The organism is Amycolatopsis camponoti (genome assembly GCF_902497555.1).
GTDB classification, from domain to species: Bacteria; Actinomycetota; Actinomycetes; order Mycobacteriales; family Pseudonocardiaceae; genus Amycolatopsis; species Amycolatopsis camponoti.
The window spans coordinates 984,351-1,011,298 of record NZ_CABVGP010000001.1 but is presented as its reverse complement, the minus strand read 5'-3'; the positions used below and the strand labels follow the sequence as shown (position 1 = coordinate 1,011,298).

The following is a 26,948-nucleotide window of genomic DNA, read 5'->3' as shown; positions in this document are numbered from 1 at the left end:
GGTTGAGGGGTACCACTATGACCGAAAACCCGGGGAAACGCTAAGACCGTCCACTCGCGACGGTCTCGCGGACGCGCGCGCTGTCGGCTTCCGCGCGGGCTCGTTCCTCCTCGGTCGCCGGCTCCAGGCGGGCCGGGACGTCCTTGTGGTGCGGGGTGCCCGCGATCGGGTCGCGGTCCAGCGCGTCGGTCAGCAAGTTGATCCGCGGGCCGCTGACCACGCGGTTGCCGTGCGCGTCCGGGTGGGCCATGCCGTAGCCGTGCGGCAGGGAAAGCTGCCCCGGGCGCAGCGCCGGGTCGGCCTCGGCGCGGACGACCACCCGGCCCGCCGGCGTCACCACCGCCACCCAGTCCCCCGCCGAAGCGCCGGCCGCGGCCAGCTCTTCGGGACGCGCGCGCAGCGCACCGTCGGGATCCGTGCGGCGCCAGCGCGGGTCGCGCAGGATCTGGTTCGCGTTGTGCGCCCGGCGCTGGCCGTTGATCAGGGAGAACGGGAACGCCGGATCCGGACGTTCGGCCGCCGGGTCCAAAGAGCCGAGCCAGTCCAGCAGCTCCGGTACCGCCAACCGGACCCGCGAGCGGCGCATCAGGCTCCACACCTCGTCCTGCTCGTGGGTCGAAAACGGCGTCGGACCGGCCAGCACGCGGGCGAACAACTCCTCACCGAGCGAGAGACCCGTGGCGGAACTGCCCAAAGCGCGTTGCACCGGCACGGTCATCGTCTTCGCCGCCCGGTGACACCCGGCCCACAGCGGCGCGATCGACGCCGCGCCGCCGGGCAGCGACGCGCCCAGCGTCCGGTACAGCAGCACCGGCAGGATCGCGGACCGCTCCGGCATCGCCTGCACCAGCGCCCCGATCCCCGCCTGCAGCTCCGCACGCGGCCCGGCGGCCAGCGACGCGAGGACGTCGGACGGCGGCAGCACGCCCAGCGCGTCGAACAGCCGCGTGTAGATCTCGGCTTCGACGAGCGTGCCCGGCAGCGGGTCCAGCAACGGCGGCCGCAGCTGGAAGTAGTTCGTCGGCCATTCGAAGGTGAAGAGCGTGAACTCCCACTTCTCGTGCTGGGACGCCGCGGGCAGCACGTACTCCGCCAGCGCGGCCGTCTCGGTGTAGGCGACGTCGACGACCACGGACAGCTCGGCCTCCCGCACCGCCCGTTCGACCTCCCGCGTACCCGCGTAGGTGTTGGCCGGGTTGGACGACTCGACCCACAGCGCGCGGACGCGGTTCGGGTGGTCGGTGAGGATCTCCTCGGCCAGGGTGTTCGCCGGCAGCAGGCCGCCGATGTACTCGAACCCCGTCACCTCGGACCGGCGGCCGCTCGAAGATCCCCACAGCGGCAGCAGCCACGAGTGCAGGTTGTTCGTGCCACGACGGCCGAAGTGCCCGGTGACCAGGTACACGAGCTTCTCGAGGTAGCTGTTGAGCGTCGAGTGCCTGCCCTGCTGGATGCCCAGCTCGACCCGCACGGTCATCGCCGACGCCGCCAGGATCAGGTCGACCGCCTTCTCGACGTCCACACGGGACACTTCGGCGTGCGCGATCCACTCGTCCACCGGGATCTTCCCCAGTACCGCCGCGACCTCGGCGAAGCCTTCGGTGCGCGTGGCGAGGAACTCCTCGTCCGCGCCGCCGCGTTCCAGCACCAGCGCCAGGATCGCGCCCAGCAGGTAGGCGTCGGTACCCGGGCGCAGCGGCAGGTGCAGGTCGGCGATCTCCGCCGTCTCGGTGCGCCGCGGGTCGATCACGATCATCTTGCGCGCGGGGTCGTTCTTGATCGTGTTGAGGGCGTGCCGCGCGTTGCTGAACCCGTGCGCCTGCCAGGGGTTGCAGCCGAGCACGACCAGCAGGTCGCAGTGCTCGACGTCCTCGGCGGTGTGCACGAGCGGCGAGCCGAACAGCTGCCCGTTGACCCAGAAGTCGCCGGTCTTCTCCTGCGACAGCGCGTTGAAGTGGCGCGTCGAGTTCATCCACTTCAGCAGCGACGCGCCGTACGCGCCGCCGGAGTGGTTGCCCTGGCCACCGCCGCCGACGTAGGCGAACGAGCCCGGCCGGCCGGCCGCGGTGTCGGCGTCCCGGATCGCGTGCAGCTTCGCGGCGATCTCGGTGAGCGCGGTCTCCCAGTCGATGGGCTCGTGGGTGCCGTCGGGACGCCGGCGCAGCGGGGTCGTCAGCCGGTCGTCGTGGTCGCCGTACCAGGTCAGGCGCTGCGCCTTCTGGCACAGGTACCCGGCCGAGCGGGGGTGCGCCTTGTCGCCGCGGACGCGGGTGATCTTGCGCCCGTCGAGCTGCACTTCCAGCCCGCAGTTGAGGTAGCAGAGGCTGCACGCGGTGCGGTGCCACTCGCCGGTCATATCAGCTCCAGTGCGCGGCCGAGCGTCGTGAGACGCGCGTCGAGGGTTTCGCCGGCCGGGTAGAGCCGGACGGTGTCGATGCCGGTGTCGCGCCAGACGCCCAGCCGGGCGCGGACCATTTCTTCGGTGCCGATCAGCGTCGTGCCGAGCACCATCTCGTCGGTGACGAGGGCGGTCGCGCCGTCGCGGTCACCGGCCTGCCAGCGCTCGCGGACCTCGGCGGCGACGTCCGCCCAGCCCTGCCGGCTGTAGGCGTCGTTGTAGAAGTTCGTGGTGGCCGAGCCCATGCCGCCGAGGCTGAAGGCCAGCTCCTTCTTGCGGCTGCCGACCATCACGCGCAGCTCGTCCTCGTTGTCCGCGAAGGCGACTTCGGCGCCTTGGCAGACGTCGATGTCCGCGCGCGTGCGGCCCGACTTCGCGAGCCCGGCGTCGAGAGGGCCGAAGTAGGCGTCGGCTCCTTCGGGGACGAAGCTGGTGCCGAGCCAGCCGTCCGCGACCTCGCCGGTCAGCTCGAGGAGTTTCGGCGACAGCGTCGCGAGGTAGATCGGGATGTCCGGGTTCGGGGCGGTGGACAGTCGCATCGGCCGGGCTTCACCGGGCAGCGGCACGTCGAACGCCTTGCCGGAGAACGAAATCTTCTCCCCCGCGAAAGCCTGGCGGATGATTTCGACGGTCTCGCGCATCCGCGTCAACGGCTTCGCGAACGGGACGCCGTGGAGCCCTTCGATCACCTGTGGCCCGGACGGGCCCAGCCCCAGGGCGAACCGGCCGCCGGAGAGGTCGGCCAGCGTCAGCGCGGCCTGCGCGATCGCGACCGGCGTGCGCGTGCCGAGCTGGATGATGCCCGAGCCGAGCCGGATGCGGTCGGTGCGGGCGGCGAGGTAGCCGAGCGCGGACGGCGCGTCCGAGCCCCAGGCTTCGGCGACCCAGCAGACGTCGAGGCCGAGTTTTTCCGCCTCCAGCACGAAGTCCAGCGTCGTGCGCGTGTCCCGGGAGAACTCGACCGTCGTCGCGGTCTTCATCGGCTTTCGATCCGGTCCTTGATCGCGGCGAGGTTGCCGGTCATCGCGGCTTCGAACTCCCGCAGCCGCACGAAGACGATCTTCTGCTCCTTCTCGGGCATGCGGTCGATGGCGAACGACAGCCCGGACCGGCCCGGCCCCATCTGCATCCACTGCGAAAGCCGCGTGCCGCCGTTGTCCGGTTCGAGGGTGAACCGCCAGACCGCGCTCGGCTCGGCCGGGTCCGCGACGGCCCACGCGAAGACGCGCGGCTCTTCGCACTCGACGACGTACGACGTCGTCTCCCACTCGCCGAACGCGTCGTGCTTGCTGCGGCCGATGAACGTGCGACCGGCCTCGCACCATTCGACGGACTGCAGTTCGGGGCTCAGCGAAGGCATCAGCTCGATGTCGGAGACGACCGGCCAGACGTCCTCCGGCGCGGCGTCGATCCAGGTCGAGACCTCGGCCGTCGGCTTGTCCGCATACCGTGCGCCTGTCCACTCCATCGTGGTCGCCACTCCTCTCGGTGAGCCTCTGACCACGATAGTTGCGTAGATAGACCTATCCTGTCAACGTCACTCCTGCCGGGCGAACCGCGCTTCGACGTCCGGGCGCTGCGCCAGGCGCGGCGGGAAGCCCGGGCCGCGGCGCATCCGGGTGTCGTCCGGCGTCATCGGCTCGCGGCACTCCGCGCAGACGATTTCGGCGTGCGTGTCGTGCCCGCAGGCGGCGTGGTGCACGGTGATCGGCGGGCCGGCCTCGCTCGAAAGCCACTTGTCGCCCCAGCGCGTCATCGCGAGCAGCACGGGGTAGAAGTCGCGGCCCTTCTCGGTGAGGACGTAGTCGTAGCGCACCGGCTCGGTCTGGTAGGCGACCTTCTCGAGCAGGCCTTCGTCGACCAGCCGCTTGAGCCGGTCGGCGAGGGTGTTGCGCGCGATGCCGAGCGCCTGCTGGAACTCGTCGAAGCGGCGGACGCCGTAGAAGGCGTCGCGCAGCACCAGCGGGGTCCACCAGTCGCCGAGCAGGTCCATGGTGCGCGCGATCGAGCACGGCCACTGCGCGAACGAGGTCCGTTTCATGCCGCCGAGGATACGCCGTCCTTCAGAAGGACTCAGCAGGTCAGCCGCATGACGACCCGCCGGGCGGTCGGACGGCTCACCTCGGTGAAGCCCGCGTCGGCGAAGATCCCGGCCGTACCGACGAACAGTTCGGCGGGCCAGGCGACCTTCTGCCCGGGAGCGACCAGCATCGGATAACCCTCGACCGCGCGAGCCCCGCGCCCGCGCGCGAAGCCCGGGACCGCCTGCGCCAGCGCGGCGCTCACCCCGCGGCGCCGGAAGCCCTTGCGGGTGACGAAGCAGGTCACCGCCCAGACGCTGTCGTCGGCCGGGTCCTGGTCGCGCCCGGCCCAGACGACGCGACTGCCGAGCAGGTGCGGGTAGGCGGTGCGCGGTTCGACCGCGCACCACCCGGCGGGCTCGCCGTCGAGGAAGGCGACGAGCCCGGTCACGTGCTCCGCGGTCTGGGCACGGAACCGCTCGGCGCGCCCCTGAGCGGTCCCCGACTTCCACTGCGCGGGCGTCTCCTTGAAGTACTGGCACCGGCAGCGGGCCGGGTCGCCGCGGTCGCCGAAGATCGCCTGCAGGTCCGCCCAGGACGCCTGGTCGACGGGTACGACGGTCAGCATCCCCCGAAGCTAGACCAGGTGGCCGGTGGTGACGTCGACGTGGTCCGGCACTTCGTCGTGCTCGTCGCCGACCGAGAGCGTCCCCGCCGGCTCCACCAGGAGCACGCTCGCGCCCGCCTTCGACGACGGCTTGTGGAACGTCCCCTTCGGCACCACGAACACCTGGCCGCGCGCCAGCGTCACCACGCGCTCGTCCGGGTCGCGCACGCCGATCTCGATCTCGCCGTCGAGGACCAGGAAGAACTCGTCGGTGTCCTCGTGGACGTGCCAGACGTGCTCGCCGTCGAAGCGCGCGAGGCGGATGTCGTAGTCGTTCACGCGGGTGACGATCCGCGGGCTCCAGGCGGCGTCGAAGCTCGCCAGGACTTCGTTCAGGTCGATCGGGTTCATGGTCACCATGGTCGACCTGGCGTTTCCGCCGCGCGAGTGCTAGGAATCGCACATGCCGCAAGAATTCTCGCACCGGGTCGTCGCGATCGTGACCGAGGAGTCCAACCCGTTCGAGATGGGCGTCGCCACCGAGCTGTTCGGGCTGCGGCGGCCCGAGCTGGACCGGCCCTGGTACGACTTCACGCTCTGCTCCGCGACCCCGGACGTGCGGATGAACCTCGGCATGTTCACGCTCACCGGCGTCGCCGGGATCGAGGCCGCCGACACGGCGGACACGCTGATCGCGCCGGCCCGGCCGGACACCGGCGTGCCGACGGACCCGGCGGTCATCGCGGCGATCCGCCGGGCCGCCGACCGGGGCGCCCGGCTGGTCAGCTTCTGCACGGGCGCGTTCGCGCTCGCCGAAGCCGGCGTGCTCGACGGCAGGCGCGCGACGACCCACTGGCAGTGGGCCACCGAGTTCGCCGCCCGGTTCCCGAAGGTGCGCTGGGAGCCGGACGTGCTGTTCGTCGACGACGGCGACGTCCTCACGGCGGCCGGCAGCGCGGCGTCCCTCGACCTCGGCCTCCACCTGATCCAGCGCGACCACGGCGCCGAAGTCGTCAACGCGGTCAGCCGCCGGCTGGTCTTCACCGGCCACCGCGACGGCGGCCAGCAGCAGTTCATCGCGCGGCCGGTGCCGTCGGTGCCGGACACCTCGCTGGCCCCGGTGCTGGCGTGGGCGCTCGGCCGCCTGGACCGGCCGTTGACGGTGAACGATCTCGCGACCCGTGCGGCGACCAGCCCGGCGACGCTGCACCGGAAGTTCCGCGCGGAGCTCGGCACGACCCCGCTGGCGTGGCTGACGACCGAGCGCGTGACACTGGCCTGCCGCCTGATCGAACGCGGCGAGCTGCGCCTGGACCGGGTGGCGTCGGCGAGCGGCTTCGGCACGGCGGCGAACCTGCGCCTGCAGCTGAGGCGGCACACGGGGTTGAGCCCGAGCGCGTACCGCCGCCGCTTCGGCCCGGCCGCCTAGCCGAGCGCGCTCAGGGCCGCCGCCAGCGCCTCCTGCTGCACCCGCGCCGGGTAGCCCGCCGGATCGGCCGCGGCCAGCACGTTCAGGCCTTCGACCAGCGCCACCAGGCTCTTCGTCGTCAGCTCGAGCCGCTCGTCCGTCCACTCCGGACGGTAGGCCGCGATCAGCCGGCGGATCCGCGTCAGGAACGAGTGGTTCGCCGCGCGGTGACGTTCGGCCAGGTCTTCGTCGGCCAGGGCCGCCGCGAGGAAGCCGACCCAGACGCGGGACTCGTCGTGCTGGCCGTGCGGCAGGTCGACCGCCTGGCCGAGCACCGCTTCCAGCGCTCCGAACGCGTCGGTGCTCGCGGCTTCGGCGCCGTCCGCGCGGACGGCGGTGCGCTCGTAGAGCAGGTCACGCGCGTGCAGCAGCAAGGCTTTCTTCGTCGGGAACGTGTGCAGCACCAGGCCGGTCGTGCAGCCGGCGCGCTCGGCGACCGCGCGCAGCGTCAGCCCCGGCAGGCCGTCATCGGCGAGCACCTGCCACACCGCGTTCGACAGCAGCTCCCGCTGCGCCCCCACGTCACGCTGTCTCGGCACGAAAGCCTCCTTCACACCGAAGCGTAACAGCTGCTACGGTAACGCTTGTTACGGAAAGGAGCACCGTGCCGACCACCATTGCCATCGCGGCCGTGACCTGGGACGATCCCGACGCCGTCCGGCTGCGCGCGGCCCAGCGCACCGAACTCGACGCGCGCTACGGCACCGACGACCACGAGCCCGGCGCCACGCCGACCGCCGAGTCCGTCGCGGTGTTCCTCGTCGCCCGGGACACCGAGGGCACCGCCGTCGGCTGCGGCGGACTCCGGCTCCTCGAGCCGGGCTCGGGCGAGGTCAAGCGCATGTACGTCGACCCGGCGGCCCGCGGAACCGGCGTCGCGACCGCCCTGCTGCGCGCACTCGAAGACCACGCACGCGACCTCGGCATTCCCCGGCTGCTGCTGGAGACCGGCACCGGGCAGCCCGACGCCATGCGCTTCTACCGGCGCGAGGGCTACGAACCCATCGAGGCGTACGGACCGTACGCCGGCGAGCCGCTGTCGCGCTGCTTCGCCCGCGACCTGTGATCGGATTTCCGATGGCCGCCCCAGCTCGAGCTATTGGTGGCCGGGGGCGCACCGGGCCTACCGTCGAAGGCACGGCGATCTGGGGTTCTTTTCGCCGTTCCCCTTCAGCAGACGGAGTTACCCTTGCGCATCAAGCAGATCGGCGCCGTGCTGGCCACGGCCGCCGCGTTCGCCCTGCCGGCCACGCCCGCGCTCGCGGCGTCGAGGATCGTTCCCCTCGACCTCGCCGCCGGGCAGCAGCCGGAGAACATCGCCCTGGAGCCCGACGGCTCCGCGGACCTGACCTTCGCCTACACCGGCGAAATCGGCCGGGTCACGCCCGGCGGACGCATCAGCGTCCTCGCCCGCATCCCGGTGCCGGATGACGGCGACGTCCCCGTCGTCCACAAGAAACTGTTCCTCGGCGGCATCGTCCGGGCGCCCGGCGGCGACCTGTACGTCGCGGTCTCGACCGGCACCGCGGCGACCGGCCTCTACCGGGTCCGTCCCGGCTCCGCGCCGGTCCAGGTCGCCGCGTTGCCGCCGGCCGGGTTCCAGAACGGCGTCGCGCGCGACCCGGCCACCGGCGACCTCTTCGTCGCCGACTCGTTCGGCTCCACGGTCTGGCGGGTGTCTCGCGGACGCGTCACCGCCTTCGCCACCGGCGAACCGCTCGCGCCGGTGAGCGGCTTCGGCGCCAACGGGATCAAGGTCCACGACGGCGCGGTCTGGGTGTCCAACCTGGACCGCGGCACGCTGGTCCGGTTCCCGCTCACCGGCGGGCCGGGGAAGGTCGTCGCGACGGGTCTCGGGCCGGTCGACGACTTCGCCTTCCACGGCGGCACCGTCATCGCCGCGATCAACCAGGAGAACCGGGTGGTCACGGTCGGCCGCGACGGGGTGAAGACGATTCTGTCCACTTCGGACGGACTGGCCAACCCGACCGCGGTCGCCGTCCGTGGCGACACGGTGTACGTCACGGACGGCGCCTACTTCGGTGGGGCGCCGAACCTCCTTCAGGCGACGCTCGCGGCGAACACGTGCACCGCCGGGTTCGACGGCAGCGTCACCGCCACGACCTCCTTGCCCACGGCCAGCGGGACGGAGTTCGCGAACACCCGGTACGGCGTCGTCGGATAGGCCGGGCCGGTCCGGGTGTTCTTGCCCAGGACGGTCGCGACAGTCGTCGCGCCGTACTGGGCGGGGTCGGCGCAGCACCAGTTCGGCAGGCCGAGGTCGGCCTGCCCGGTGCTGCCGTCGGCGTACCGGACGACGACGGTGCCCTGGGCCGTCCCGGTGCCGGTGCCGGCCAGCACGAGCTTCGAGCCGGTACCGCGCACGGCGATGGTCTGCCCGGCCGCGACGACGTTGTCCGGCTGGCCGCTCCCGGCGTCCGGCCAGGTCAGCCGGGCCCCGCTCGCCGTGAACGCCGCTCCGGGCGTCAAGCCCGCTTCGGCGAGTCCTTCGGCGCGGAAGCTGCTGCCGCCACCGTCGAGGTCCCCGGCTCCGACGTGGGCCGCGTCGGTGACGCCGACGTTCCCGTACGCCGCGGCCAAGGAGGCGTACGGGACGGTGACGGTCGAGGAGTCGACGGCCTGGTGCGCACCGAGCCGCGCGAGGTAAGTCGCGGTGGCGGTGACCTGGTAGTCCGCGGGCTTCAGTCCGGCGTCCGGGGTCAACGTCACCGGGACTTCGACGGTCTGGCCGGGCCACACGAGCTTCGGCGCGGCCGGGACGTCGGCGTGGAACCCTTCCGCCTGAACCGCGAGCGTCACGTCCCGGACCGGCAGCGGCGTGCCGTTGGTGAAGCTCGCCGTCGCGGCGGTGGCCTGGCCGGGAGCCGCCAGCGATGGCGCGGTCAGCGTCACCGCGCCCCGGTCGTCCGCCGGGAAGATGCCACCGACCGCGCTCGCGCCGTACAGCCGGACGTCCTGCCGGGCGCCCGCGCCGACCGGCCCGGTCTTGACGCGCACCACGCCGTGCGCGGCCGGGTCGTACCACCAGCCCGACTGCGCCCGGTCCAGCTCCGTCTTGCTGCCGTATTGGCGCAGCACACCCGTGCCCGCCTGGACGGCGGCCGGCTTCGCTCCCGTGTGGACGGACAGCTGGTAGTTCCGCGCGGCCGGCTTCCCGGGGTAGGTGCCCGTGCTCGCGCCGATCCCGACGGTCACCGTACCCGGCCCGGACGCCGGCGCGTCGACCGTGAACGTCTGCTTCGCCTGCTCACCGCGCTGGTAGCCGCGGGTGACGCCGTCGTCCTCGGTGAGCGTGAAGCTGCCGTGGCCCTGGGGGTAGACGTCGAGGTCCAGCCGGGATTTGTCCCGCGTCTGCCACGACGTCGTGCCTTCGGCCCACATCGGCACGACGGCCCCGGCGCGGACGAACAGCGGCAGCGTGTCGAGCGGTGCGTCGTAACCGTCCACAGTGGCCGGTCCGGTGTAGGTCTTGCCGCTCCAGTAGTCCACCCAGGTGCCCTGGGGCAGGTAAATGCCGTTGCGGACGGCCGACTTCTCGTAGACCGGCGCGACCAGGAAGTCGGTGCCGGACAGGAACTCGTACTTCGCCTTGTCCGTCCAGACGTTCGGGTCGTCGGGGTACTCGAGAGCGAGCGGGCGCACCTGGCCGACGCCGGTCTGGTGCGCCTGCGCCGAGTAGCTGTAGGTGTAGGGCAGCAGTCGCTCCTTGAGCAGCAGGTACTTGCGGTTGATCGAGGTGTACGGCTCACCCTGGCGCCACGGCTGCTTGTCCGCGGACGCCCAGCCGTCCATGGTCATCGCGGCCGGCAGGAACGTCTTCCACTGCAGGTCGCGGACGTAGGTCTGCGGGCTGCCGCCGAAGATGCCGTCGATGTCACCGGTGTTGTAGGCGATCCCGGACGTCGTCGCGCCCGCGTATGTCGGGATCTGCCACTTGATGTAGTCGTAGGAGCCGGACTGGTCGCCGCTCCACAGCACGCCGCAGCGCTGCGCGCCGGCCCAGCTCACCGGCTGCCAGACGAACCCGCGCGCGTCGCTGTTGTCCTCGATGCCCCGGTGGGCGGTGTCGCAGGCGTCGAGCGCGAACTGGTAACCCGGGCCGACCCAGGCGACGTCCAGCTTGCGCACCCGCACACCGGCCTTGACCTCGTCGGACTGGTTGGGGACGCCGTCCTCGGTCCAGAGGCCGAGCTGCATGGTGTTCTTTCGCAGCCCTTCGCCGGTCTGCTGCAGGTTTTCGTAGCCGCAGCCGTAGCCGTCGTTGACGAGCATCCAGCCGTTCGGCATGCCGTTCTCGGTGTAGCCGTCGGCGACCTTCACCGCGTCGAGCGTGTGCCGCTCACCGCGATTTGCATTGTGCAAATAGCAATCCGAATCTCCCGTTTCCAGGCCGTAGATCGGCGGCAGGAACGGCTTCCCGACGAGGTCGGTGTAACCGCCGATGACGTCCTTGAGGGTGTCGCCGACGACGTAGGTCGCGTCGAAGCGGCGTTCGTCGTGGGTCGTCTTCACCGGGGCCGTGAAGGAGTAGCTGCCCGGCGCGAAGGTGTTGCGCAAGACCCCGTAACCCGAGGTGGAGGCGTAGAACGGCTGGGAGTTGGGCGCACCGCCGTCGTTCCAGTTGTCGTCGGCGAAGATCCGGATCGTCCGGTCCCGGTGGCTGAACCGCCCGTTCTGCTCGCCGCCCCCGACGAACTGCTCCGTCGCGGTCCTGACCAGGCTCTGCGTGGTCGTGGTGCCGGTCCAGGACAGCGGGGCGGACTCGGCCCAGAGCTGCTTGTGGTCGGCGGCGTCGTGGAGCGCGAACTTCAGCGGGTGCTTGTACGCCCGCAGGGTCGCCTTCGGCGTCGAAATGGCCCAGTAAGCGCCCTTGTCGACGCGCTTCGGCGTCGCCGGTGCAGTGGTCTTCGGCAGGACGATCTTGTCGCCGGCCGGGTCGGTGAAGGTCCCGTCGGGGGCGAGCCAGACCCGGACGGCGCCTTCGGCCGGGAAGCTCACGCGCACGGCGGCGGCACCGGACTTCAGCGTCACCACCGGGCCGTCGGCCGAGATCCCGGTCAGGTCCCCGAGCTGCCCGGCGGGCGCCGCGGCCGGCTCGGCGTACGCCGCGGTGGGCGCCAGTCCGAGGGCGGCCGCGGCGACCAAACAGCCGAATGACTGCGCAACTCTGCTCATTAGTTACACCTTTCGCGCATCAATACGCATTACGGGCTCTGTATAGCGCAGGTTTCGCGCAGTGTCACCCGCCGAACCGGTCCAGGAGCCCGACTCACGACTTCCGTCGGGTCTCACGCTGCGCACCCGACCGGTCACCCGGCGAGCGTCCACAGTGCACACTCCGGGCGCCGAGGGCGTGCCCCGGATTTCGCCGGTGACGCTCCTGCCTCTTTCGGTGAATGGTCGAATGCGCGGCCTTGATCGGCACGTGCATCCGCACGCGAGCTGTGCACGATCGACACCGCACCGGGGAAATGGTTGCTGTGCGCCAAATCCGTCGGTATGTTTGCGCCGTCCCCGGAGAACCGCATCGGTCGCGGGGGTTCGCGCTGCTCGGTCACGGTGGGGAGGCCTGCACCGGGATAGCGCTTTCCGGCGGTAGGGGTCACCGCCGGGGAGCAGGAGGGAAGCGGTGCCTTGGCGTACTCGGGGACGGTCATGGACGACCGCGTGACCGAGCCGTACCTGGTCGGGCTGGAAGCCATCGCGGGTGAGCTGCTGCGCGGCAAGTGGTGCGTCTACCTGCACGAATGGCTCGGCGACGAGCACGATCTCGCCACCTGGCGCGAGGAGGTGGCGACGCACGCGGCGGAGTCCGGCGTCGAAGTGTGCTTCGTGGAGATCCCGCGCAAAGACATGACGCTCGTGGCCAACGTGCACGCGCTGCCGAGCTTCGAGCAGGTCACGCAGTCCGTGGCGGCGCTGGAACACCACCGGCACGCGGTCGCGGGCCGGCGGTGGCGCGGCCGCCGGTCAGCGCGGTGACCGGGACATGGGGGCGGCCGGGCTGAGCCCCGCCCGGGGGCCGATCAGACCGTCGCCGCGCGCTGCTGGGCCGCCAGGAAGTGCGCCGTCTCCGCCGTCGTCTCGTACAACGCCCGGTAGTGCCGGTAGAACTCCTCGTACCGCGCCCGGTTCCCCGCGTCCGGCGTCACCGTCGCGGCGATCGGGTTCCCGCGCGAGGCGTCCATCCCCACCGCCTCGGCCGCGAGCAGCGCATCCCCGAGGCACGCGCCGATCGTCTCCGCCGGGATCTGCTGCGGCAGCCCGGTCACGTCCGAGACGATGCGCGTCCACAACCCGCCCTTCGTCCCGCCGCCGACCGCGACCAGCCGCCCGGCCGCACCACCCGCGGCCGCCATCGCCTCGAGGTTGTGCCGCACGCCGTAGGCGATCCCCTCCAGCACCGCGCGGTAGAGCTCGGCCCGGCCGTGTGACGTCGTCAGTCCGGCGAGCACACCCCGCGCGTCCGGGTCGAACAGCGGCGTCCGCTCCCCCGCGAAGTACGGCAACGCCAGCAGCCCGCGGCTCCCGGCCGGCACCGAAGCCGCCTCGTCCACCAGGTCCGCGAACGACGCCCCGACGAGTTTTCGCAGCCAGCCGGTCACCGCACCGGACGTCGCCATGCCCGCCGCCAGCGTGAAGCTGCCCGGGACGACCCCGCGCGTGCCCCACAGGCCGGGATGCGGGCGCGGTTCGGTCAGCACCTGGACGAGGAACATCGTCGTCCCGTACATCACCATGACGTCACCGGGCTCGCGAACGCCGACACTCGTCGCCTCGGCCCAGGCGTCGACCGTCCCCGCCGTCACCGGCAGCCCCACGGGCAGCCCCGTCAGCGCGGACGCCGCCGCGGTGACCTCGCCCGCGACTTCCGTCGGCCACAGCAGTTCCGGCAGCGGCAGCCCCGGCGCGACGCGCTCGGCCCAGTCGTCGGCCCAGCCGCCGGCCACGAGGTCGTACATCGGCGTGCACTGGCTCGCCGAGTGGTGGTCGAGGACGTACCGGCCGGTCAGCCGGTGCACCAGGAAAGAGCTCGCCATCAGCAGCTTCTCGGTGCGTGCGAAGACATCCGGCTCGTGCCGCGCGAGCCACCGCACCTTCGGCCCGACCGCTTGGCTGGTCAGCGGCGATCCCCCGCGGGCCAGGATCTCGTCCGCGCCGAGCTCTTCGTTCAGTGCGGCGATCTCCGCGCTCGCACGGGTGTCGACGCCGTAGAGGATCGCCGGCCGCAACGGCGTGCCGCCGGCATCGGCCGGGAGGAGGCACGGCCCGATCCCGCTGACCCCGAGCCCGGCGAGCGGCCGTCCTTCGGCGGCGCGCAGCAGATCGGCGACGATGCCGGTGAAGTCCGCCCACCAGACCGTTTCGGCGTCGTGCTCGAACCAGCCCGGACGCGGTGTCGAGACGGTGTGTTCGCGGACCGACCGGGCGAGCACCGCGCCACCGGGGTCGACCAGCACGCCCTTCGAGCCTGCCGTGCCGATGTCCACGCCGAGCAGCAGTCCCGTCATCCGCCCCTCCACGGAGAAACCGCGGGAAATCGATTTCCACCACGCTATGGTGTGCCGGAAGCACTGTCAACGAACCAGGCTGGACGAGGACGCCGGTGGCGACGATCAACGACGTGGCGGCGCTGGCCGGCGTCTCGACCGCGACCGTGTCGAGAGCGCTCAACGGAAAGTCCACTGTGGACCCGGTGCTCGCCCAGCGTGGCCAGGGCCGTGGAAGAGCCGGGCGCCGCGAGCCGGAAATACCCGGCGGAACTGGTGCACCGGTGCGAATTCCGCCAAGCCGGCGGTCATCGCCCAGCCGGCCCACGCGATGGGCCGGCTGGCCGCGCGCCTGCTGCTCGACCGCATCGCCGACGGCGGTTCCCGCGCGACGACCGTGGCGGCGCAGCTGATCGTCCGCGGCAGCTCCACTCGCTGATCTACCATGGCGACATGCTCGACGCTGTCATCGAAGGCCTGCTCGGCTTGCTCGATGGCGCGATCTCCGACCGGAGAACGCGCAGGAGAGCCGAGAAACGCCGAGCCGGGTTCGCCGACGGCGCGGACGTCAAGATGCGCTGCTCGCTGCGCCGGCCCGCCGACTCCGGTACGTGGACGCACGGCACCCTGCGGCCGGCCGCGGACGGCGTCGTCTGGCGGGCCCGCCTGAACCGCGACGAGCCGATCGCCCTTTCCCCGCGTACCGTTTCGTGGGCCGGTTCGCGGCCCGCGGGCCGAGAGGACCGATTGGCCATCCCCACCGCGATGGAGGTGGTCACGCTCGACGACGGCGGCAGCCGCCTCGAGCTAGCCGTCTTGACCAGTGATCTGACCGCGCTCCGGGAAATTCTCGGCACCCGCCGGAAGTAACCCGACCGGGAAACGACTTCCGCGCAGCCCAGCGACTCCGCGGTTGACTTCGACCTTGCTTCAGCTTTTACCGTCGGAGCCATGACCGCTCCTCCCATCCCCCGCACCGTCTGGATCGCCTCCGGCGTCATGGCCCTCGGCGGCTTCCTCGGCAACATGGACGGTTCGATCGTCGCGGTCGGACTGGAGTCGATGAGACTGCGGCTCGGGGTCAGCCTCATCGAAATCCAATGGGTGGCGACCGCGTTCCTGCTCGGCCTCTCGGCGGCACTCCCGCTGACGCCGTGGCTGGTGAAGAAGCTCGGCGCCGGAAGGCTGTGGCTGTGGGCACTGGCGGCGTTCCTCCTCACGTCGGTGGCCTGCGCCCTGGCGCCGGACGCGATCACGCTCATCGCGTTCCGCACGGTGCAGGGCATGGCCACCGGCGTCATGGTCACCGCCGGGCAGACCGTGATCGGGCTCGCCGTCGGACCGGAACGGCTCGGCCGCACCATGGGCACGCTGGGCCTGGTCGTCGGGCTGGCGCCGGTCGTCGGGCCGAGCGTCGGCGGGTTCCTGCTCGCGCACTTCTCGTGGCCGGTGCTGTTCTGGCTCAACCTGCCGATCGGCCTGGTCGCGTTCGGCCTGGCGCTGCGGTACGTGCCGCGCGGCGAACGCGGGCAGCCACCCAAGCTCGACTGGCCCGGGCTGACCTTGATCTCGCTCGGCCTGCCGCTGCTGGTCTACACGCTCACCGAACTCGACGCCGTGTTCGCGGCCGTCGGCGTCCTCGCGCTCGCGGTGTTCGTCCGGCGCTCGCTGCGCGTCCCGCATCCGGTGCTGGACCTGCGGCTGGCCGCGCGGCCCGTCATGGGTTCGGCGCTGGCGTCGGTCCTGCTGGCCGGCGCCGGGATGTTCGGCGCGGTCCTGCTGCTACCTCTGTGGTTCCAGGTCCGGCTCGGCGCCGGACCGGCCGAGGCCGGCGTCCTCCTCGCGCCGATGGGCCTGGCCACCACGGTGTTCGTGCTCGTGGCCGGGCGGCTGACGGACCGCTACGGCGGCGGCACCGTCTCGCTCACCGGGTCACTGGTGGTGCTGGCGAGCACCGTCCCGCTGCCGTGGCTCGGCCCGGACACGCCGACGTGGCTGGTCCAGGCGTTGCTCGTGGTCCGCGGTGCGGGGCTGGGACTGTCGATCATGCCCGCGTCGACGGCGGCCTACGCCTCGGTCCGCGCGGCCGAACTGGGCCACGCGACGGCGTTGGTCAACATCGTGATGCGCGTGGGTGGCGCGGCCGGCGGCGCGGCGTGCGTGATCGTGCTGTCCCGCGGCCTCACCGCCGGCCCGGCGACCGGGTTCGGCTGGGCGTTCGGGGTGCTGGGGGTCGTCTGCGCGCTCGGCGTGGTGGCCACCGCCCGGCTCCGGCGCGCCGAGCGTTCGTCCACAGTGGACGTCACGAGGTGATCCACCAGGGAACCTGGCGCGAACCCCGGAATGGTGATTTCCTGGAGTCGGTCAACCACTGTCGGTAAGGGGAGAGGCTGACGATGTCGGGGGTATCGAAGCGGCTGGTGACGGCCGCGGCGGCGGTCCTGGGGAGCCTGGTGACGGCGGCGCCGGCATCGGCCGCGCCGTCGATCGACTGGACGCCGTGCGCGGACGCGCCCGGGGTGGAGTGCGGCGCGGTGACCGTGCCGATCGACTGGGCGCACCCGGACCGGGGCACGGCGAGCATCTCCCTCGCCCGGCGCAAAGCGACGGATCCGCGGGCGCGCATCGGGTCGGTCCTGATGGACCCGGGCGGTCCCGGCGGGGCGGGCGCCGGCGAGGTCAAGGGCGGCTGGTCGTTGTCGCCGGAGATCACCCAGCGCTTCGACACCGTGGGCTTCGACCCGCGCGGCATCGGCGGCAGCACGCAGATCAAGTGCGGGCTCGACGAGGTCATCGCCGACCACCCGGAGGTCCCGCACAACCAGGCCGAGTTCGACCAGCTCGCGGCGTACAACCGGAAGCTCGGCGAAAGCTGTAACCGGCTTTCCGGGCCGCTGGGGCAATTCGCCGACACCGAGAGCGTCGCGCGGGACATGGACGCCATCCGCGCCGCGCTCGGCGAGAAGAAGCTGACGTACTACGGGGTTTCCTACGGCACGCTGATGGGCCAGCAGTACGCCGAGCTGTTCCCGGACAAGGTCCGCGCGCTCGTGCTCGACAGCAACATGGACCACTCGCAGTTCACGGCGTCCGGGTTCCTCGACAGCGAAACGCGGTCGCTGCAAGCGGAGTTCGGCGAGTTCGTGAAGTGGTGCGGCCGGACGCCGAGCTGCGCACTGCACGGCCGGGACGTCTCGAAGCTGACGCGCGACCTGCAGGACAAGGCCGCGCGCGGGGAGCTGAAGGACCCGCGAAGCGAGGAGGTCATCACCCCGCTTTCGCTGTCGTCGATCATCCAGGGCTCCTTCTACGGCCCGAGCTGGGATCGGCTGGCCACGGTCCTCAAGTCCTTCGCGGACGGAACGCCGCCGGCCGCGTCGGTGCGGCTGAAGGACGACATCCCGGTCAACACCGTGTTCCAGAGCGTGTTCTGCGACGACTGGCGCCTGCCGGTGCACAGCTACGCGGAACTCGAGGCCTACCGGCGGACGGCCGCGGCCTTCGCGCCGGACGTCAAGGTCAACTCCCTGGGCTGGCAGGCGGTCACGGCGTGCATCGGCTGGCCGAACCGGACCAGCAACCCGCAGCACCCGCTGCAGGTGCACGGCGCGCCGCCGCTGCTGATGCTGAGCAGCGAGTACGACCCGGCGACGCCGTACGCGTGGTCGCAGGCCGCGGCCCGGCAGAGCGGCAGCACGCTGCTCACCTACGACGGCTGGGGCCACGGCGCGTACGGCAAGAACAGCCCGTGCGTGATCAAGGCGACCGACGACTACCTGATCACCGGCAAGCTGCCGGCCCGCGGCACCCATTGCGCCGCGGTCGAGCCGGGATCGGCCGGAGCCCGGATCGCGGGGCCTAAACCGCCGTCGGCGAGCGGCTTCTGACGCTTCTGCCGCTTCCGTCGCGGGGCCGGGACGAGGCACAATCGTTCCGGCCACGCGACGTCGCGGGGAAGGAGCCGAGGATGCTTCGTCGAATCTTTGTCATGGTCGCGGCGGTCGTCGCGGCGAGTGCACTCCTCACGGCACCGGCGGACGCGTCCTCCCGCCACGGCGGGTACCTCGCGCTCGGCGATTCCGTCGCGTTCGGTTACCGGCCCGACGCGGGCGCGGCCTACCTGAACGCGGCCAACTTCAGCGGTTACGCGGAGAAATACGCGTCGCTGCGTGGGCTCCGGCTCGCGAACGCGTCCTGCCCCGGCGAGACGACGGGAAGCCTGCTGGCCGTCACCGCGCCGAGCAACGGCTGCGAGAACGGCTACCGGCTGGCGTTCCCGCTGCACGTCGCGTACGCGGGAAGCCAGATCGACTACGCGGTGCAGTACCTGCGGACCCACCGGGACACCCGGCTCGTGACGCTGACGATCGGCGCGAACGACCTGTTCCTGTGCCGGGACACGACACCGGACCACTGCACGGGTGCCTCGTTCACGGCCGCGTTGAACCAGGTGAGCCGCAATCTCGCGGCGATCCTCTCGGCGGTGCGCGCCCACTACCGCGGCGACCTGGTGCTGGTGTCGTACTACTCGCTCGACTACCGCGACCCGGCACAGGTCGCGCAGGTCAAGGCGATCGACGCGGCGTTGACGCAGGTGACCCGCCGCTACCACGGCAGGATCGCGGACGGCTTCACGGCGTTCTTCCTGGCGTCCCTGCGCGCGGGCGGCGACCCGTGCGCGGCGGGACTGCTGATCAAGCTGCCGACCGGCGGCTGCGACGTCCACCCGAGCGCGGCCGGTCACCGCGCGCTGACGGCGGCGTTGGCGTTCGCGCGCTGAGATGCTCCTATGGATCGTCAAGCTAGGAGGGCGTGTCGGACTTCACGAGCGACGTAGCGTTTGAGGCAGCGGATGATTTCGGGTTTGGTCAGTCCTTCCGTGGTGCGTCGTTCGACGTAGTCGCGGGTGACCGGGTCGTAACGCAATCGGCAGAGGACGATGCGGTAAAGAGCTGCGTTCGCCTGCCGGTCGCCGCCGCGGTTGAGTCGGTGGCGACCGGTGGTCTTGCCGCTGTTGGCGGGAAGCGGTGCCACCCCGCAGAGGTTGGCGAAGGCGGGATCGCTGTGGAGCCGGTCGGGGTTGTCGCCTGCGGTCACCAGCAACGCGCCGGCGGTGTCGGTTCCGACGCCGAACAGTTCGAGAAGTCCTGGACAGGCCCGCGGCACGAGCTGCCGGAGCAGGTCGTCCAGGACGGCGATGTCGTGGTCGACGTCCTGGTGGCGTCGGGCAAGGATTTTCACGGCGTGTTTCGTGGCCGCGGTCGGATCGAGGGCGGGGCCGGGGCGCAGCGCGGCGGCGGTGGTGACCAGGTCACGGGTGGAGAGCCGACGCAGGTTCTCGCGTAACGGCTCGGGGGCGCTGATCACCAGGGCGTGCAGTTGGTTGGCGACCTGGATCCGGATCCGTACTGCTCCTCGTCGCGCGACCCGGAGCGCGCGGATGGACTCGACGTCGCCGTCTCGGTTCTTCGGGACTCCGGTCGCGGTGCCGGCCAGCACGGCGCGTGCTGCTGCTTCGGCATCGACCGGGTCGGACTTGCCGCGGGCTCGCCGGCTCCGCCGGTCCGGGCGGTCGACCTCGATCACCCGGTGCCCGGCCTGCCGGGCTGCGCGGGCCAGCCCGGCGCCGTAGCAGCCGGTGCCTTCGATGCCGAAGGCGTGGACATGGCCCAGTGCGCGGCTCCAGCGCAGCAGTGATCGATACCCGGGCGGATCGGCGGGGAAGGACTGCTGCGCGAGCACCCGCCCGACCTGGTCGAGGGCCACCGCAACATGGGTCTCGAGGTGGGTGTCGACGCCGACCGTGACGTGAGCGCCGGGATTTGTCATCGTGGACATGCCATCTCCCTCATCCGGTGGTGGCACGGCACCCACCAGCGGGCGGACAAGACAGTGACGGGGCCTCTGGCCAGGCTCCTATGAGGTCACGCCGCTCACGCAGGTGACGTGCACGACGGGGTCACCCGCGCCGAGCGACAGATCTCAGCAAGGACACCGAAGGTCGGTCAGCCGAAGGGTCAACTCGGACGGGCGACCCCGTCACCCCCATTGTCACTGTCAGACGGCCTGAACCTCGACGCCGGCGGCTTCGAAGGCCCGCACGGCCTCGGGGTCGGCGTCGGTGTCCGTGACCAGGGCGTGCACCTGCGTCGTCTCACAGATCCGGGCGAAGGCGCGCCGGCCGAGCTTCGACCCGTCGGCGACGGCGACCACCCGCTCGGCGCGTTCGACCATCAGCCGGTTGATGCTGGCCTCGCCCTCGTGGTGGGCGAAGGCACCGGCGTCGACGTCGAAGGCGTCGACGCCGAGGAACAGCAGGTCGATGGTGAGCTCGCTGAGCACCCGCGTGGCGAGCGGCCCGCTCAGTTCGAACGACTGCGGCCGCGCGACACCGCCGGTGACGACGATCTTGACGTTCGGCCGCACGGCCAGCTCGTGCGCGATGTTGAGGGCGTTGGTGACGACGGTGATGCCCGGAGCGTCCCCGCGTCCGCCCAGGTCGGAGCGCATGGCCAGCGCCCGGGCGACGCCCGCGGTGGTGGTCCCGCCATTGAGGCCGACCACCATCCCCTTGGCGGCGAAAGCAGCGGCGGCGGCACTGATCCGCTGCTTCTCGGGCACGTGCCGCGCGGTCTTGTAGCGCAGGGGAAGGTCATAGGCGAGATCATTGGCGACGGCGCCCCCGCGGGTCCGCGTGAGCAGCTGCTGTTCGGCGAGGTGGTCGAGATCCCGCCGGATGGTGGCGGCGGAGACATCCAGCTCCACGGCGACGTCCTCGACGTCGATCTTTTCCCGCTGTCCCAGCATGTCCAGCAGGGTGCTCAACCGTTCGTGCCGGACCATCGGCGGTACTCCCTAGCCTTGACTCTCCGACAGCCTATCGCGCATGGGGTTGCGCTGTTGGGTGCCGTTTCGAGCATTATGGTGCATCGAGGGGTGCCCACTGCAGGCGGCACGCCGGTGGGGGTCGCGGGCTTCGGTTCACCGACGCGGCTTGGTTGCTTGCGACCGCTTCCACCTGATCGAGTGATGAACAGGTGTGCGACCGGCGGTAATCTTGGTTTGTGGACAGCGAAGCGGTGTGGCGTGCGGATGCGGTGGCTTTGGCCGACCGCATCTCCGCTCTGCTCACTGTTGTGCGGTCTGCGGAGGCGGAGATCGGTTCGCTGCTGGCGGAGATCGAGTCGCGCGGGGTTGTGGAGCTGTTCGGATATCGTTCTGTGGCGCGGCTTTTCGAGCATCTGGCCGATGTTCCCAAGGCCGCGGCCGAGGCTGTGGTGAAGCGTGCCCGGGCTCTCACCTCCGGTCGCACTCTCGACGGCGTTCCCGCTGTCGCTCCTGGCACCGGGGTTGCTGCTTTGGCTGGCCGGTTGAGCACTCCGATGATCGACACGATCGTCGGCGTGATGACGCAAGTCCCGCCCGAGCACCGCGCCGATGCTGAGCAGCATTTGTTGTCTTTCGCCTCCGATGCTGGCCATAAGCAGGTCGCGGCGTTGGGTGCACGGATCCTGGCCCATCTCGACCCCGACGGTGCCGAACCTGACACGACCGAACCGGCCATCCCTCGCCGCGAACTCTCGTTGCGGCGCAAAAGAACCGGGACCTGGGAGCTTCAGGGCCGGTTTGACGACGAGACCGGCACCCGGGCCAGCGCCCTGCTGGATTCTCTCGCGCAACGCCGTGGCAATGAGGAAGGCGCGGACTTGCGTTCGCCGCAGGAACGTTACGGCGACGCGTTCTCCGACGCGATCGACTTGGCGTTGAGCTGTCCGGAGCTGCCGATGCAGGCCGGGGAGCGAGCACACGTGATGGTCACGGTGTCGTTGGAGGACTTGAAGTCCAGCCTCGGCCAAGCCGCCCTCGGCGACGGAACCCGACCCCAGGCGCGCACCGGCCGCGCCACCCTTGGCGACCTCGGCACGATCTCCGCGGCCGAGGCCCGGATCCACGCCTGCGACTGCATGCTCATCCCCGCAGTACTGGGCGCGAAGAGCGAACCCCTCGACCTCGGCCGCCAACGCCGCCTGGTCCCACCCGGAATCCGCCGCGCGCTCTACCTGCGCGACCGCGGCTGCGCCTTCCCCGGCTGCCACCGCCCACCCCGGCACTGCCAAGGCCACCACATCCGCCACTGGGCCGACGGCGGCCCCACCGAGCTGGGCAACCTGGTCCTGATGTGCGCCCACCACCACCGACTCCTGCACCGCTCCGGCTGGCAGGTCCGCATCGCCGCCGACGGGTTGCCCGAGTTCCTGCCACCGGTGTTCCTGGACAAACGCCGAAAACCCAGGCGCAACAACCTTCATCAACCGTTGCCGTTCGCAGCCTGAACACGACAGGGGAAAGGCCCGCAGCCACCGGCTGCGGGCCTACACCCACGCCCAAGACCCGCAGAACAAGCAAATCGCCATTCGCACACCACAACGCAACGCCCACCACCACGGCACACCGGACCCGGGTCACCCGATGCTCCGCGTCGGAAAGCACCCGCTCTAGCCGTGCACCGATCTCGTAGGTTCGCGCACCCACCTACTCGGCCCTGGTCCACCGCCCCTGGCGCCCGCCGACCCGGCCCGCGCGACCAACAACCGCGCCGGGCCTGCCGCAGCCTCACCCCCACCGCCGAACCAGCGGCCCCGGCCACCATCAAGGCAACCGCACCCCCGTCGCCGCATCGAACAAATGGACCGACTCCCTCCTCGGCTCCACCTTGATCGCCTGCCCCCTCCGCCACGGCGCCATCCCCGGCGTCCGCACCGTCAGCACCTCCGACGAAGACTCCGCCCGGCAATACAAATACTGATCACTCCCCAGCTCCTCCACCACCTCGACCACGGCATCGACCCCAGACCCGATCGCCCACCCCTCCGGACGAACCCCGACCACCACTCCCGGCCCCGTCAACGCCGAACGCTGAGCAGGCGTCAGCGGCACCGACCACGGCCCCTCCACCGTCGTCGTCAGCAGGTTCATCGCCGGCGATCCGATGAAGCCCGCCACGAACACGTTCGCCGGGCGCGCGAACAGGCCGATCGGGGTGTCGCACTGCTGCAACACTCCGTCGCGCAGTACTGCCACCCGGTCGCCCATCGTCATCGCCTCGACCTGGTCGTGCGTCACGTACAACGTCGTCACGCCCAGGCGTCTTTGCAGCGAAGCGATCTGCGTGCGCGTCTGCACCCGCAGCTGTGCGTCTAAATTGGACAGTGGCTCGTCCATCAGGAACACACTCGGCTCACGCACGATCGCCCGGCCCATCGCCACCCGCTGGCGCTGGCCACCGGAAAGCCGCGCCGGCTTGCGGTCCAGGTACTCCGACAAGTCCAGCAACGCCGCCGCCTCGGCGACCCGGCGACGACGCTCCGGCACCGGCATGCGGGCCAGCTTCAAGTGGAAGCCGATGTTCTCCCCGACCGTCATGTGCGGGTACAGCGCGTAGTTCTGGAACACCATCGCGATGTCCCGGTCCTTCGGCGGCAACGCCGTCACGTCGCGCTCGCCGATGTGGATCGAACCGTCGTCGACTCCCTCCAGGCCCGCCAGCATCCGGAGCGTGGTCGACTTCCCGCAGCCGGACGGGCCGACCAGCACCAGGAACTCGCCGTCCGAAACCATGAGGTCGAGGCCGTCGACCGCCGGGCGGTCCACTCCCGCGTAAAACCTCGTCGTGTCCTCGAAAGTCACCGTGGCCATCGCGTCCTACTTTCCGGCGCCGAGCGTCAGGCCGGAAATGATCCGGCGGGCGAGCACGAGGTAGAGCACCAGCATCGGGAGCACGACGATCGCCACGCCGGCGATCAGCCCGCCGTACTCTGACTGGTAGCTCGCCGCTCCGTAGAACGTGAACAGCGCGCGGGACAGCGTGAAGTGCGCCTGGTCCTTGAGGAACACGATCGCCAGCAGCGTCTCGTTCCACAGCCCGATCGCGTTCAGCGTCAACGCTGTGATCAGGCCGCCGCGGGCCAGCGGGAGCATCACCGAGAAGAACGTCCGCATCGGCGACGCGCCGTCGAGCGCGGCCGCTTCCTCCAGCTCGTCCGGCAGCGAACGGAAGAACCCCGTCAACAGGAACACCGTGAACGGGATCGACAAAGCGACGTACAGCACGAACAGCCCGTACTCGTTGTCCAGGTGGATCCGGCTCAGCACCACGAACAGCGGGATGATGACCGTCTGGAACGGCACCCCCATGCCGATCGCGACCGCGTTCGTCATCGGCCCGGACCCGCGCACGCCGAGCCTGGTCAGGGCGTACGCGCACGGCGCCGACACCGCCACCGTCGCCACGGTCGCCAGCCCGACCAGCACCACGGTCGTCAGGACCGCGTCGCCGAAGCCCGCGTTGTTCCACGCGTAGACGAAGTTGCGGAACGGCTTGCCGAGGTGGAACCACTGGTACGGCAGCGCGAACGGCTTGGTGAAGATCTCCACCGGCGTCTTGAACGCCGCCGTGAGCAGCCAGTACAGCACCAGCACGTTGCCGGCGGTGAACACCCAGACGATCGCCGACCCCACCAGCCGCAGCGGGCTGAACCGGCGCGAACCGGGCGCCGGACGCGGCTTGCGCGGCACCTTCCGGACCCTGGCCTCAGAACTGGAGAGCGTCACGGCGCATCACCCGCCTCAGCAGCACGACCAGCACCGACACCAGCGCGATCATCGCCACCGCGCAGGCGCACGCGGCCCCGAAGTCCGGCGTGCCGTTCGAACCGAAGGTCCGGTCGAACACGTAGACCCCGAGCGTCCACGCCTCGTTCGGCGGGGCGTACGTGCCCGGCCCGGCCAGCACGAACACCAGCTCGAAGATCTTCAGCGCGTTGATCGTCCACAGGACACCGGCGACGCCGACGACGTCCCACGTCATCGGCAGCGTGATGTTCCGGAACTTCTGCCACGGGGACGCGCCGCCCAGCTCGGCGTCCTCGTAGAGGTACGGCGGGATCCGGTCGACCGCGGCCATCAGGATCGTGATGTAGAACCCCGAGCTGGCCCAGATCAGCGACGCCGTCACGACCCCGGTCACGTTGGCCGGGGCCAGGAACTTCGCCGCGTCCGCGCCGGCGTGCTCCAGCACGAAGTTCGCGAGGCCCTGCTTCCCGGGCTGGTACTTGAACACGAACCCGAGGAACATCCCCAGCGCCACCGGCGCGACGATGTTGGGGAAGAACAGGATCGCCCGGACGACCTTGCCGCCGCGCATGTCGCGCAGCACCATGGTGAACAGGAACGCGAGCGCGAACGTGCCGATGCCGCCGAGGAAGACGTACACCAGCGTGTTGCCGAACGCGTACCGGAACGAGTCGCTCGCCCACATCCGCGTGTAGTTGGTGACGCCGTTGGGCCGCGGCGTGTCGCCCGCGCCGGCCCAGCTGGTGAAGCTCAGCACCACAGTCGCGAGCGTCGGCAGCACCAGGAAAGCCAGGTACAGCACCAAAGCGGGGGCCGCGAACGGCCAGAACAGCCGTTTCTTGCGGCGCAGGTGCGCGCCACCGGCGTCGCGTGTCTCCGTGACCCGCGACGCCGGCGCAGTCGTGAGGGTCGCCATCAGCCCTGGTTCTTCCAGAAATCGGCGCCCTTCGCGGCCAGCTGGTCCACGAACTGCCGCGGGCTGATCGACCCCTTCAGCAGCGCGGTGTCGGCCGGGTCGAAGACGTCGGTCTGCCACTTGCCGCCCGCGATGCCGTCGATCCCGTCGTACTGCAGGACGTGCTCCTTCTTCGGGTCGTCCATCGCGGCCTTGACCTGCTGGAGGTCGTCCGGCACGGCGAGGTCGGCGCGCGGCACCAGGTTGTCGGCCACCGCCGGGATGCCGGAAAGGATGTCCTTGTTCAGGAAGTACGCGATGAACGCCTTCGCCGCCTCGGCGTGCCGGGCCTTCTTGGTCACCGCGAAGCCGATCGACATCTGCTCGACCGTGTCGTGCGTCGCGCCGGCCGGCATCGGGAACTGGAACGAGCCGTACTTGATCTTCGTCCCGGTGCCCTGCTTGTCCAGGTACTCGCGCGTCTCGCTCGGCGCCCAGGTGCCGACGTAGAGGTAGCGCGAGTCGCCGTCGGCCCAGCGCTGCTGGACCTGCGGGAACTTCGCCGCGTCCCAGCCGTCGATGAAGTACTTCGGCAGCTTCGCGGTTTCGTCGGCGGCCTTGAGGAATCCGGGGTCGGACTTCCACAGCTGCCCGGTCTTGTCGGACGCGGCCTTGTTCAGCCCGCCCGCGCCGACGTACCGCTCGGCGAGCTGGGTGAAGAAGTACATGTTGTAGAACGGGATGTCGCCGTCCTGGCTGATCGCGGCCTTGCCGTCGGCCTTCGCCTTGTCGAACAGCGCGACGAGGTCGTCCATCGTCCGGGGCTGCCGGACCGCACCCGAGGTGTCCTTGTTGAACCACCAGGCACTCGACTGCACGGTGTAGGGGACCATGAAGTTGTGGCCCTCGCGGTCCTTGTTCTGCGGGAAGTCGTACGAGCTGGGCGAAAGCACGTCCTTCACCGTCTTGTCGCCCTCGCCGACCTTCATCGCGAAGACGTCGTCGACGCTCTGCGTGCCGCCCGGGGTCATGATGGCCGCGCCGACCTTGCTGACGTCCTGGTCGAACAGATCCGGCACGGCGTCGGTGTTCAGCGCCGGCACCAGGTTCTGCGTGTAGGCCTTGCGCCCCAGCCACTGGACGTCCACCTTGACGCCGGTCTTCTCCTGGAAGCACTTGAACGCCTTCTGGAGGACCTTGCCCTGCGGCTCGTCGGCGGTCCACATGGCCCAGTAGGTGAACTCCTTGTCCGTGGCCGGTTTGACGGCGGCCTCCGGGCACGGCGCGCCGAGGTACTGGTCGACCCCGGGCAGCGCGTTCTCCCCGGTTCCACCGCTCGTGTCCGCGCCCCCACCGCAGCCCGCCAGGAGGAGTGAGGCCCCCACCGCACACGCCATGACTTTGCTTCGTCGCATC

23 protein-coding genes and 2 pseudogenes are annotated in these 26,948 nt (G+C 70.8%); 10 read left to right on the top strand and 15 right to left on the bottom strand.

The features are described 5' to 3' along the window. Nucleotides 1-40: 40 nt before the first annotated feature. The 6 genes from AA23TX_RS04970 to AA23TX_RS04945 all read right to left on the bottom strand — a co-directional run bounded on the left by AA23TX_RS04970 (nucleotide 41) and on the right by AA23TX_RS04945 (nucleotide 5,446). Complete coding sequence (locus tag AA23TX_RS04970) at nucleotides 41-2,356, bottom strand: molybdopterin-dependent oxidoreductase (protein WP_155541401.1); 2,316 nt, start codon at nucleotides 2,354-2,356, stop codon at nucleotides 41-43. Next, a complete protein-coding gene (locus AA23TX_RS04965) occupies nucleotides 2,353-3,378 on the bottom strand; it encodes an LLM class flavin-dependent oxidoreductase (protein ID WP_155541400.1) in 1,026 nt (341 codons plus the stop codon). Before AA23TX_RS04965 ends, AA23TX_RS04970 begins: the two co-directional genes overlap by 4 nt. Beyond that, nucleotides 3,375-3,866, bottom strand: a complete 492-nt coding sequence (locus AA23TX_RS04960) for an SRPBCC family protein (protein ID WP_155541399.1) — start codon at nucleotides 3,864-3,866, stop codon at nucleotides 3,375-3,377. Before AA23TX_RS04960 ends, AA23TX_RS04965 begins: the two co-directional genes overlap by 4 nt. A gap of 69 nt (nucleotides 3,867-3,935) precedes the next feature. Continuing rightward, nucleotides 3,936-4,439, bottom strand: a complete 504-nt coding sequence (locus AA23TX_RS04955; protein WP_155541398.1) for a winged helix-turn-helix transcriptional regulator — start codon at nucleotides 4,437-4,439, stop codon at nucleotides 3,936-3,938. Between the two features lie 32 nt (nucleotides 4,440-4,471). Beyond that, on the bottom strand, nucleotides 4,472-5,047 hold the full coding sequence (locus AA23TX_RS04950; protein ID WP_155541397.1) for a GNAT family N-acetyltransferase: 576 nt from the start codon (nucleotides 5,045-5,047) through the stop codon (nucleotides 4,472-4,474). A gap of 9 nt (nucleotides 5,048-5,056) precedes the next feature. Further along, nucleotides 5,057-5,446: a cupin domain-containing protein gene (locus AA23TX_RS04945; RefSeq protein WP_155541396.1), complete on the bottom strand. Its 390-nt coding sequence runs from the start codon at nucleotides 5,444-5,446 to the stop codon at nucleotides 5,057-5,059. Nucleotides 5,447-5,489: 43 nt separating this feature from the next. Between AA23TX_RS04945 and AA23TX_RS04940 the strand changes: the two genes are divergently transcribed. Further along, nucleotides 5,490-6,455: a GlxA family transcriptional regulator gene (locus AA23TX_RS04940; RefSeq protein ID WP_155541395.1), complete on the top strand. Its 966-nt coding sequence runs from the start codon at nucleotides 5,490-5,492 to the stop codon at nucleotides 6,453-6,455. Here the strand turns inward: AA23TX_RS04940 and AA23TX_RS04935 are convergent. Beyond that, nucleotides 6,452-7,033: a TetR/AcrR family transcriptional regulator gene (locus tag AA23TX_RS04935; protein WP_155541394.1), complete on the bottom strand. Its 582-nt coding sequence runs from the start codon at nucleotides 7,031-7,033 to the stop codon at nucleotides 6,452-6,454. The genes AA23TX_RS04940 and AA23TX_RS04935 overlap by 4 nt on opposite strands. Nucleotides 7,034-7,098: 65 nt before the next feature. Between AA23TX_RS04935 and AA23TX_RS04930 the strand changes: the two genes are divergently transcribed. Both AA23TX_RS04930 and AA23TX_RS50915 read left to right on the top strand, forming a co-directional pair. After that, the gene (locus AA23TX_RS04930) at nucleotides 7,099-7,560 is read left to right on the top strand and encodes a GNAT family N-acetyltransferase (protein ID WP_155541393.1); all 462 of its coding nucleotides are present in this window, start codon (nucleotides 7,099-7,101) and stop codon (nucleotides 7,558-7,560) included. Between the two features lie 123 nt (nucleotides 7,561-7,683). Then, complete coding sequence (locus tag AA23TX_RS50915; protein WP_338422487.1) at nucleotides 7,684-8,679, top strand: NHL repeat-containing protein; 996 nt, start codon at nucleotides 7,684-7,686, stop codon at nucleotides 8,677-8,679. A gap of 491 nt (nucleotides 8,680-9,170) precedes the next feature. Here AA23TX_RS50915 and AA23TX_RS04920 read toward each other — a convergent pair. Further along, nucleotides 9,171-11,690: pseudogene (locus tag AA23TX_RS04920) on the bottom strand (glycoside hydrolase family 31 family protein); the annotation flags it as partial. 480 nt (nucleotides 11,691-12,170) lie between these two features. Between AA23TX_RS04920 and AA23TX_RS04915 the strand changes: the two are divergent. Further along, the gene (locus tag AA23TX_RS04915) at nucleotides 12,171-12,497 is read left to right on the top strand and encodes a hypothetical protein (RefSeq protein WP_196425181.1); all 327 of its coding nucleotides are present in this window, start codon (nucleotides 12,171-12,173) and stop codon (nucleotides 12,495-12,497) included. A 44-nt stretch (nucleotides 12,498-12,541) separates the two neighbouring features. On the opposite strand, the gene AA23TX_RS04910 is transcribed toward AA23TX_RS04915, so the two are convergent. Continuing rightward, complete coding sequence (locus AA23TX_RS04910; protein ID WP_155541390.1) at nucleotides 12,542-14,026, bottom strand: FGGY-family carbohydrate kinase; 1,485 nt, start codon at nucleotides 14,024-14,026, stop codon at nucleotides 12,542-12,544. Between the two features lie 95 nt (nucleotides 14,027-14,121). Between AA23TX_RS04910 and AA23TX_RS04905 the strand changes: the two are divergent. The 5 genes and pseudogenes from AA23TX_RS04905 to AA23TX_RS04880 all read left to right on the top strand — a co-directional run. Beyond that, nucleotides 14,122-14,232 (top strand): annotated as a pseudogene (locus tag AA23TX_RS04905) (LacI family DNA-binding transcriptional regulator); the annotation flags it as partial. Between the two features lie 226 nt (nucleotides 14,233-14,458). Continuing rightward, nucleotides 14,459-14,875: a DUF2550 family protein gene (locus tag AA23TX_RS04895; protein WP_155541389.1), complete on the top strand. Its 417-nt coding sequence runs from the start codon at nucleotides 14,459-14,461 to the stop codon at nucleotides 14,873-14,875. Nucleotides 14,876-14,956: 81 nt separating this feature from the next. After that, on the top strand, nucleotides 14,957-16,318 hold the full coding sequence (locus tag AA23TX_RS04890; protein WP_155541388.1) for an MDR family MFS transporter: 1,362 nt from the start codon (nucleotides 14,957-14,959) through the stop codon (nucleotides 16,316-16,318). A gap of 83 nt (nucleotides 16,319-16,401) precedes the next feature. Beyond that, the gene (locus tag AA23TX_RS04885) at nucleotides 16,402-17,892 is read left to right on the top strand and encodes an alpha/beta hydrolase (RefSeq protein ID WP_155541387.1); all 1,491 of its coding nucleotides are present in this window, start codon (nucleotides 16,402-16,404) and stop codon (nucleotides 17,890-17,892) included. An 80-nt stretch (nucleotides 17,893-17,972) separates the two neighbouring features. After that, nucleotides 17,973-18,785: an SGNH/GDSL hydrolase family protein gene (locus AA23TX_RS04880; protein ID WP_155541386.1), complete on the top strand. Its 813-nt coding sequence runs from the start codon at nucleotides 17,973-17,975 to the stop codon at nucleotides 18,783-18,785. Between the two features lie 17 nt (nucleotides 18,786-18,802). On the opposite strand, the gene AA23TX_RS04875 is transcribed toward AA23TX_RS04880, so the two are convergent. Next, nucleotides 18,803-19,843 carry an IS110 family RNA-guided transposase gene (locus AA23TX_RS04875; protein ID WP_155544254.1) on the bottom strand — a complete coding sequence of 347 codons (1,041 nt, stop codon included), beginning with the start codon at nucleotides 19,841-19,843 and terminating at the stop codon, nucleotides 18,803-18,805. A gap of 219 nt (nucleotides 19,844-20,062) precedes the next feature. After that, the gene (locus AA23TX_RS04870) at nucleotides 20,063-20,848 is read right to left on the bottom strand and encodes a DeoR/GlpR family DNA-binding transcription regulator (protein WP_155541385.1); all 786 of its coding nucleotides are present in this window, start codon (nucleotides 20,846-20,848) and stop codon (nucleotides 20,063-20,065) included. Between the two features lie 221 nt (nucleotides 20,849-21,069). Between AA23TX_RS04870 and AA23TX_RS04865 the strand changes: the two genes are divergently transcribed. Further along, nucleotides 21,070-22,338, top strand: coding sequence for an HNH endonuclease signature motif containing protein (locus tag AA23TX_RS04865; protein ID WP_155541384.1), 1,269 nt, complete (start codon nucleotides 21,070-21,072; stop codon nucleotides 22,336-22,338). 316 nt (nucleotides 22,339-22,654) lie between these two features. Here the strand turns inward: AA23TX_RS04865 and AA23TX_RS04860 are convergent, their stop codons facing one another. The 4 genes from AA23TX_RS04860 to AA23TX_RS04845 are packed head-to-tail and all read right to left on the bottom strand — an operon-like array spanning nucleotide 22,655 to nucleotide 26,929. Then, nucleotides 22,655-23,701 carry an ABC transporter ATP-binding protein gene (locus AA23TX_RS04860; protein WP_155541383.1) on the bottom strand — a complete coding sequence of 349 codons (1,047 nt, stop codon included), beginning with the start codon at nucleotides 23,699-23,701 and terminating at the stop codon, nucleotides 22,655-22,657. 6 nt (nucleotides 23,702-23,707) lie between these two features. Continuing rightward, nucleotides 23,708-24,580 (bottom strand): carbohydrate ABC transporter permease, encoded by an 873-nt coding sequence (locus tag AA23TX_RS04855; protein ID WP_230862343.1) that lies wholly within the window; start codon nucleotides 24,578-24,580, stop codon nucleotides 23,708-23,710. A gap of 16 nt (nucleotides 24,581-24,596) precedes the next feature. Next, nucleotides 24,597-25,553 (bottom strand): carbohydrate ABC transporter permease, encoded by a 957-nt coding sequence (locus tag AA23TX_RS04850; RefSeq protein ID WP_155541381.1) that lies wholly within the window; start codon nucleotides 25,551-25,553, stop codon nucleotides 24,597-24,599. Further along, nucleotides 25,553-26,929, bottom strand: coding sequence for an ABC transporter substrate-binding protein (locus AA23TX_RS04845; RefSeq protein WP_155544253.1), 1,377 nt, complete (start codon nucleotides 26,927-26,929; stop codon nucleotides 25,553-25,555). Before AA23TX_RS04845 ends, AA23TX_RS04850 begins: the two co-directional genes overlap by 1 nt. Nucleotides 26,930-26,948: the final 19 nt, after the last annotated feature.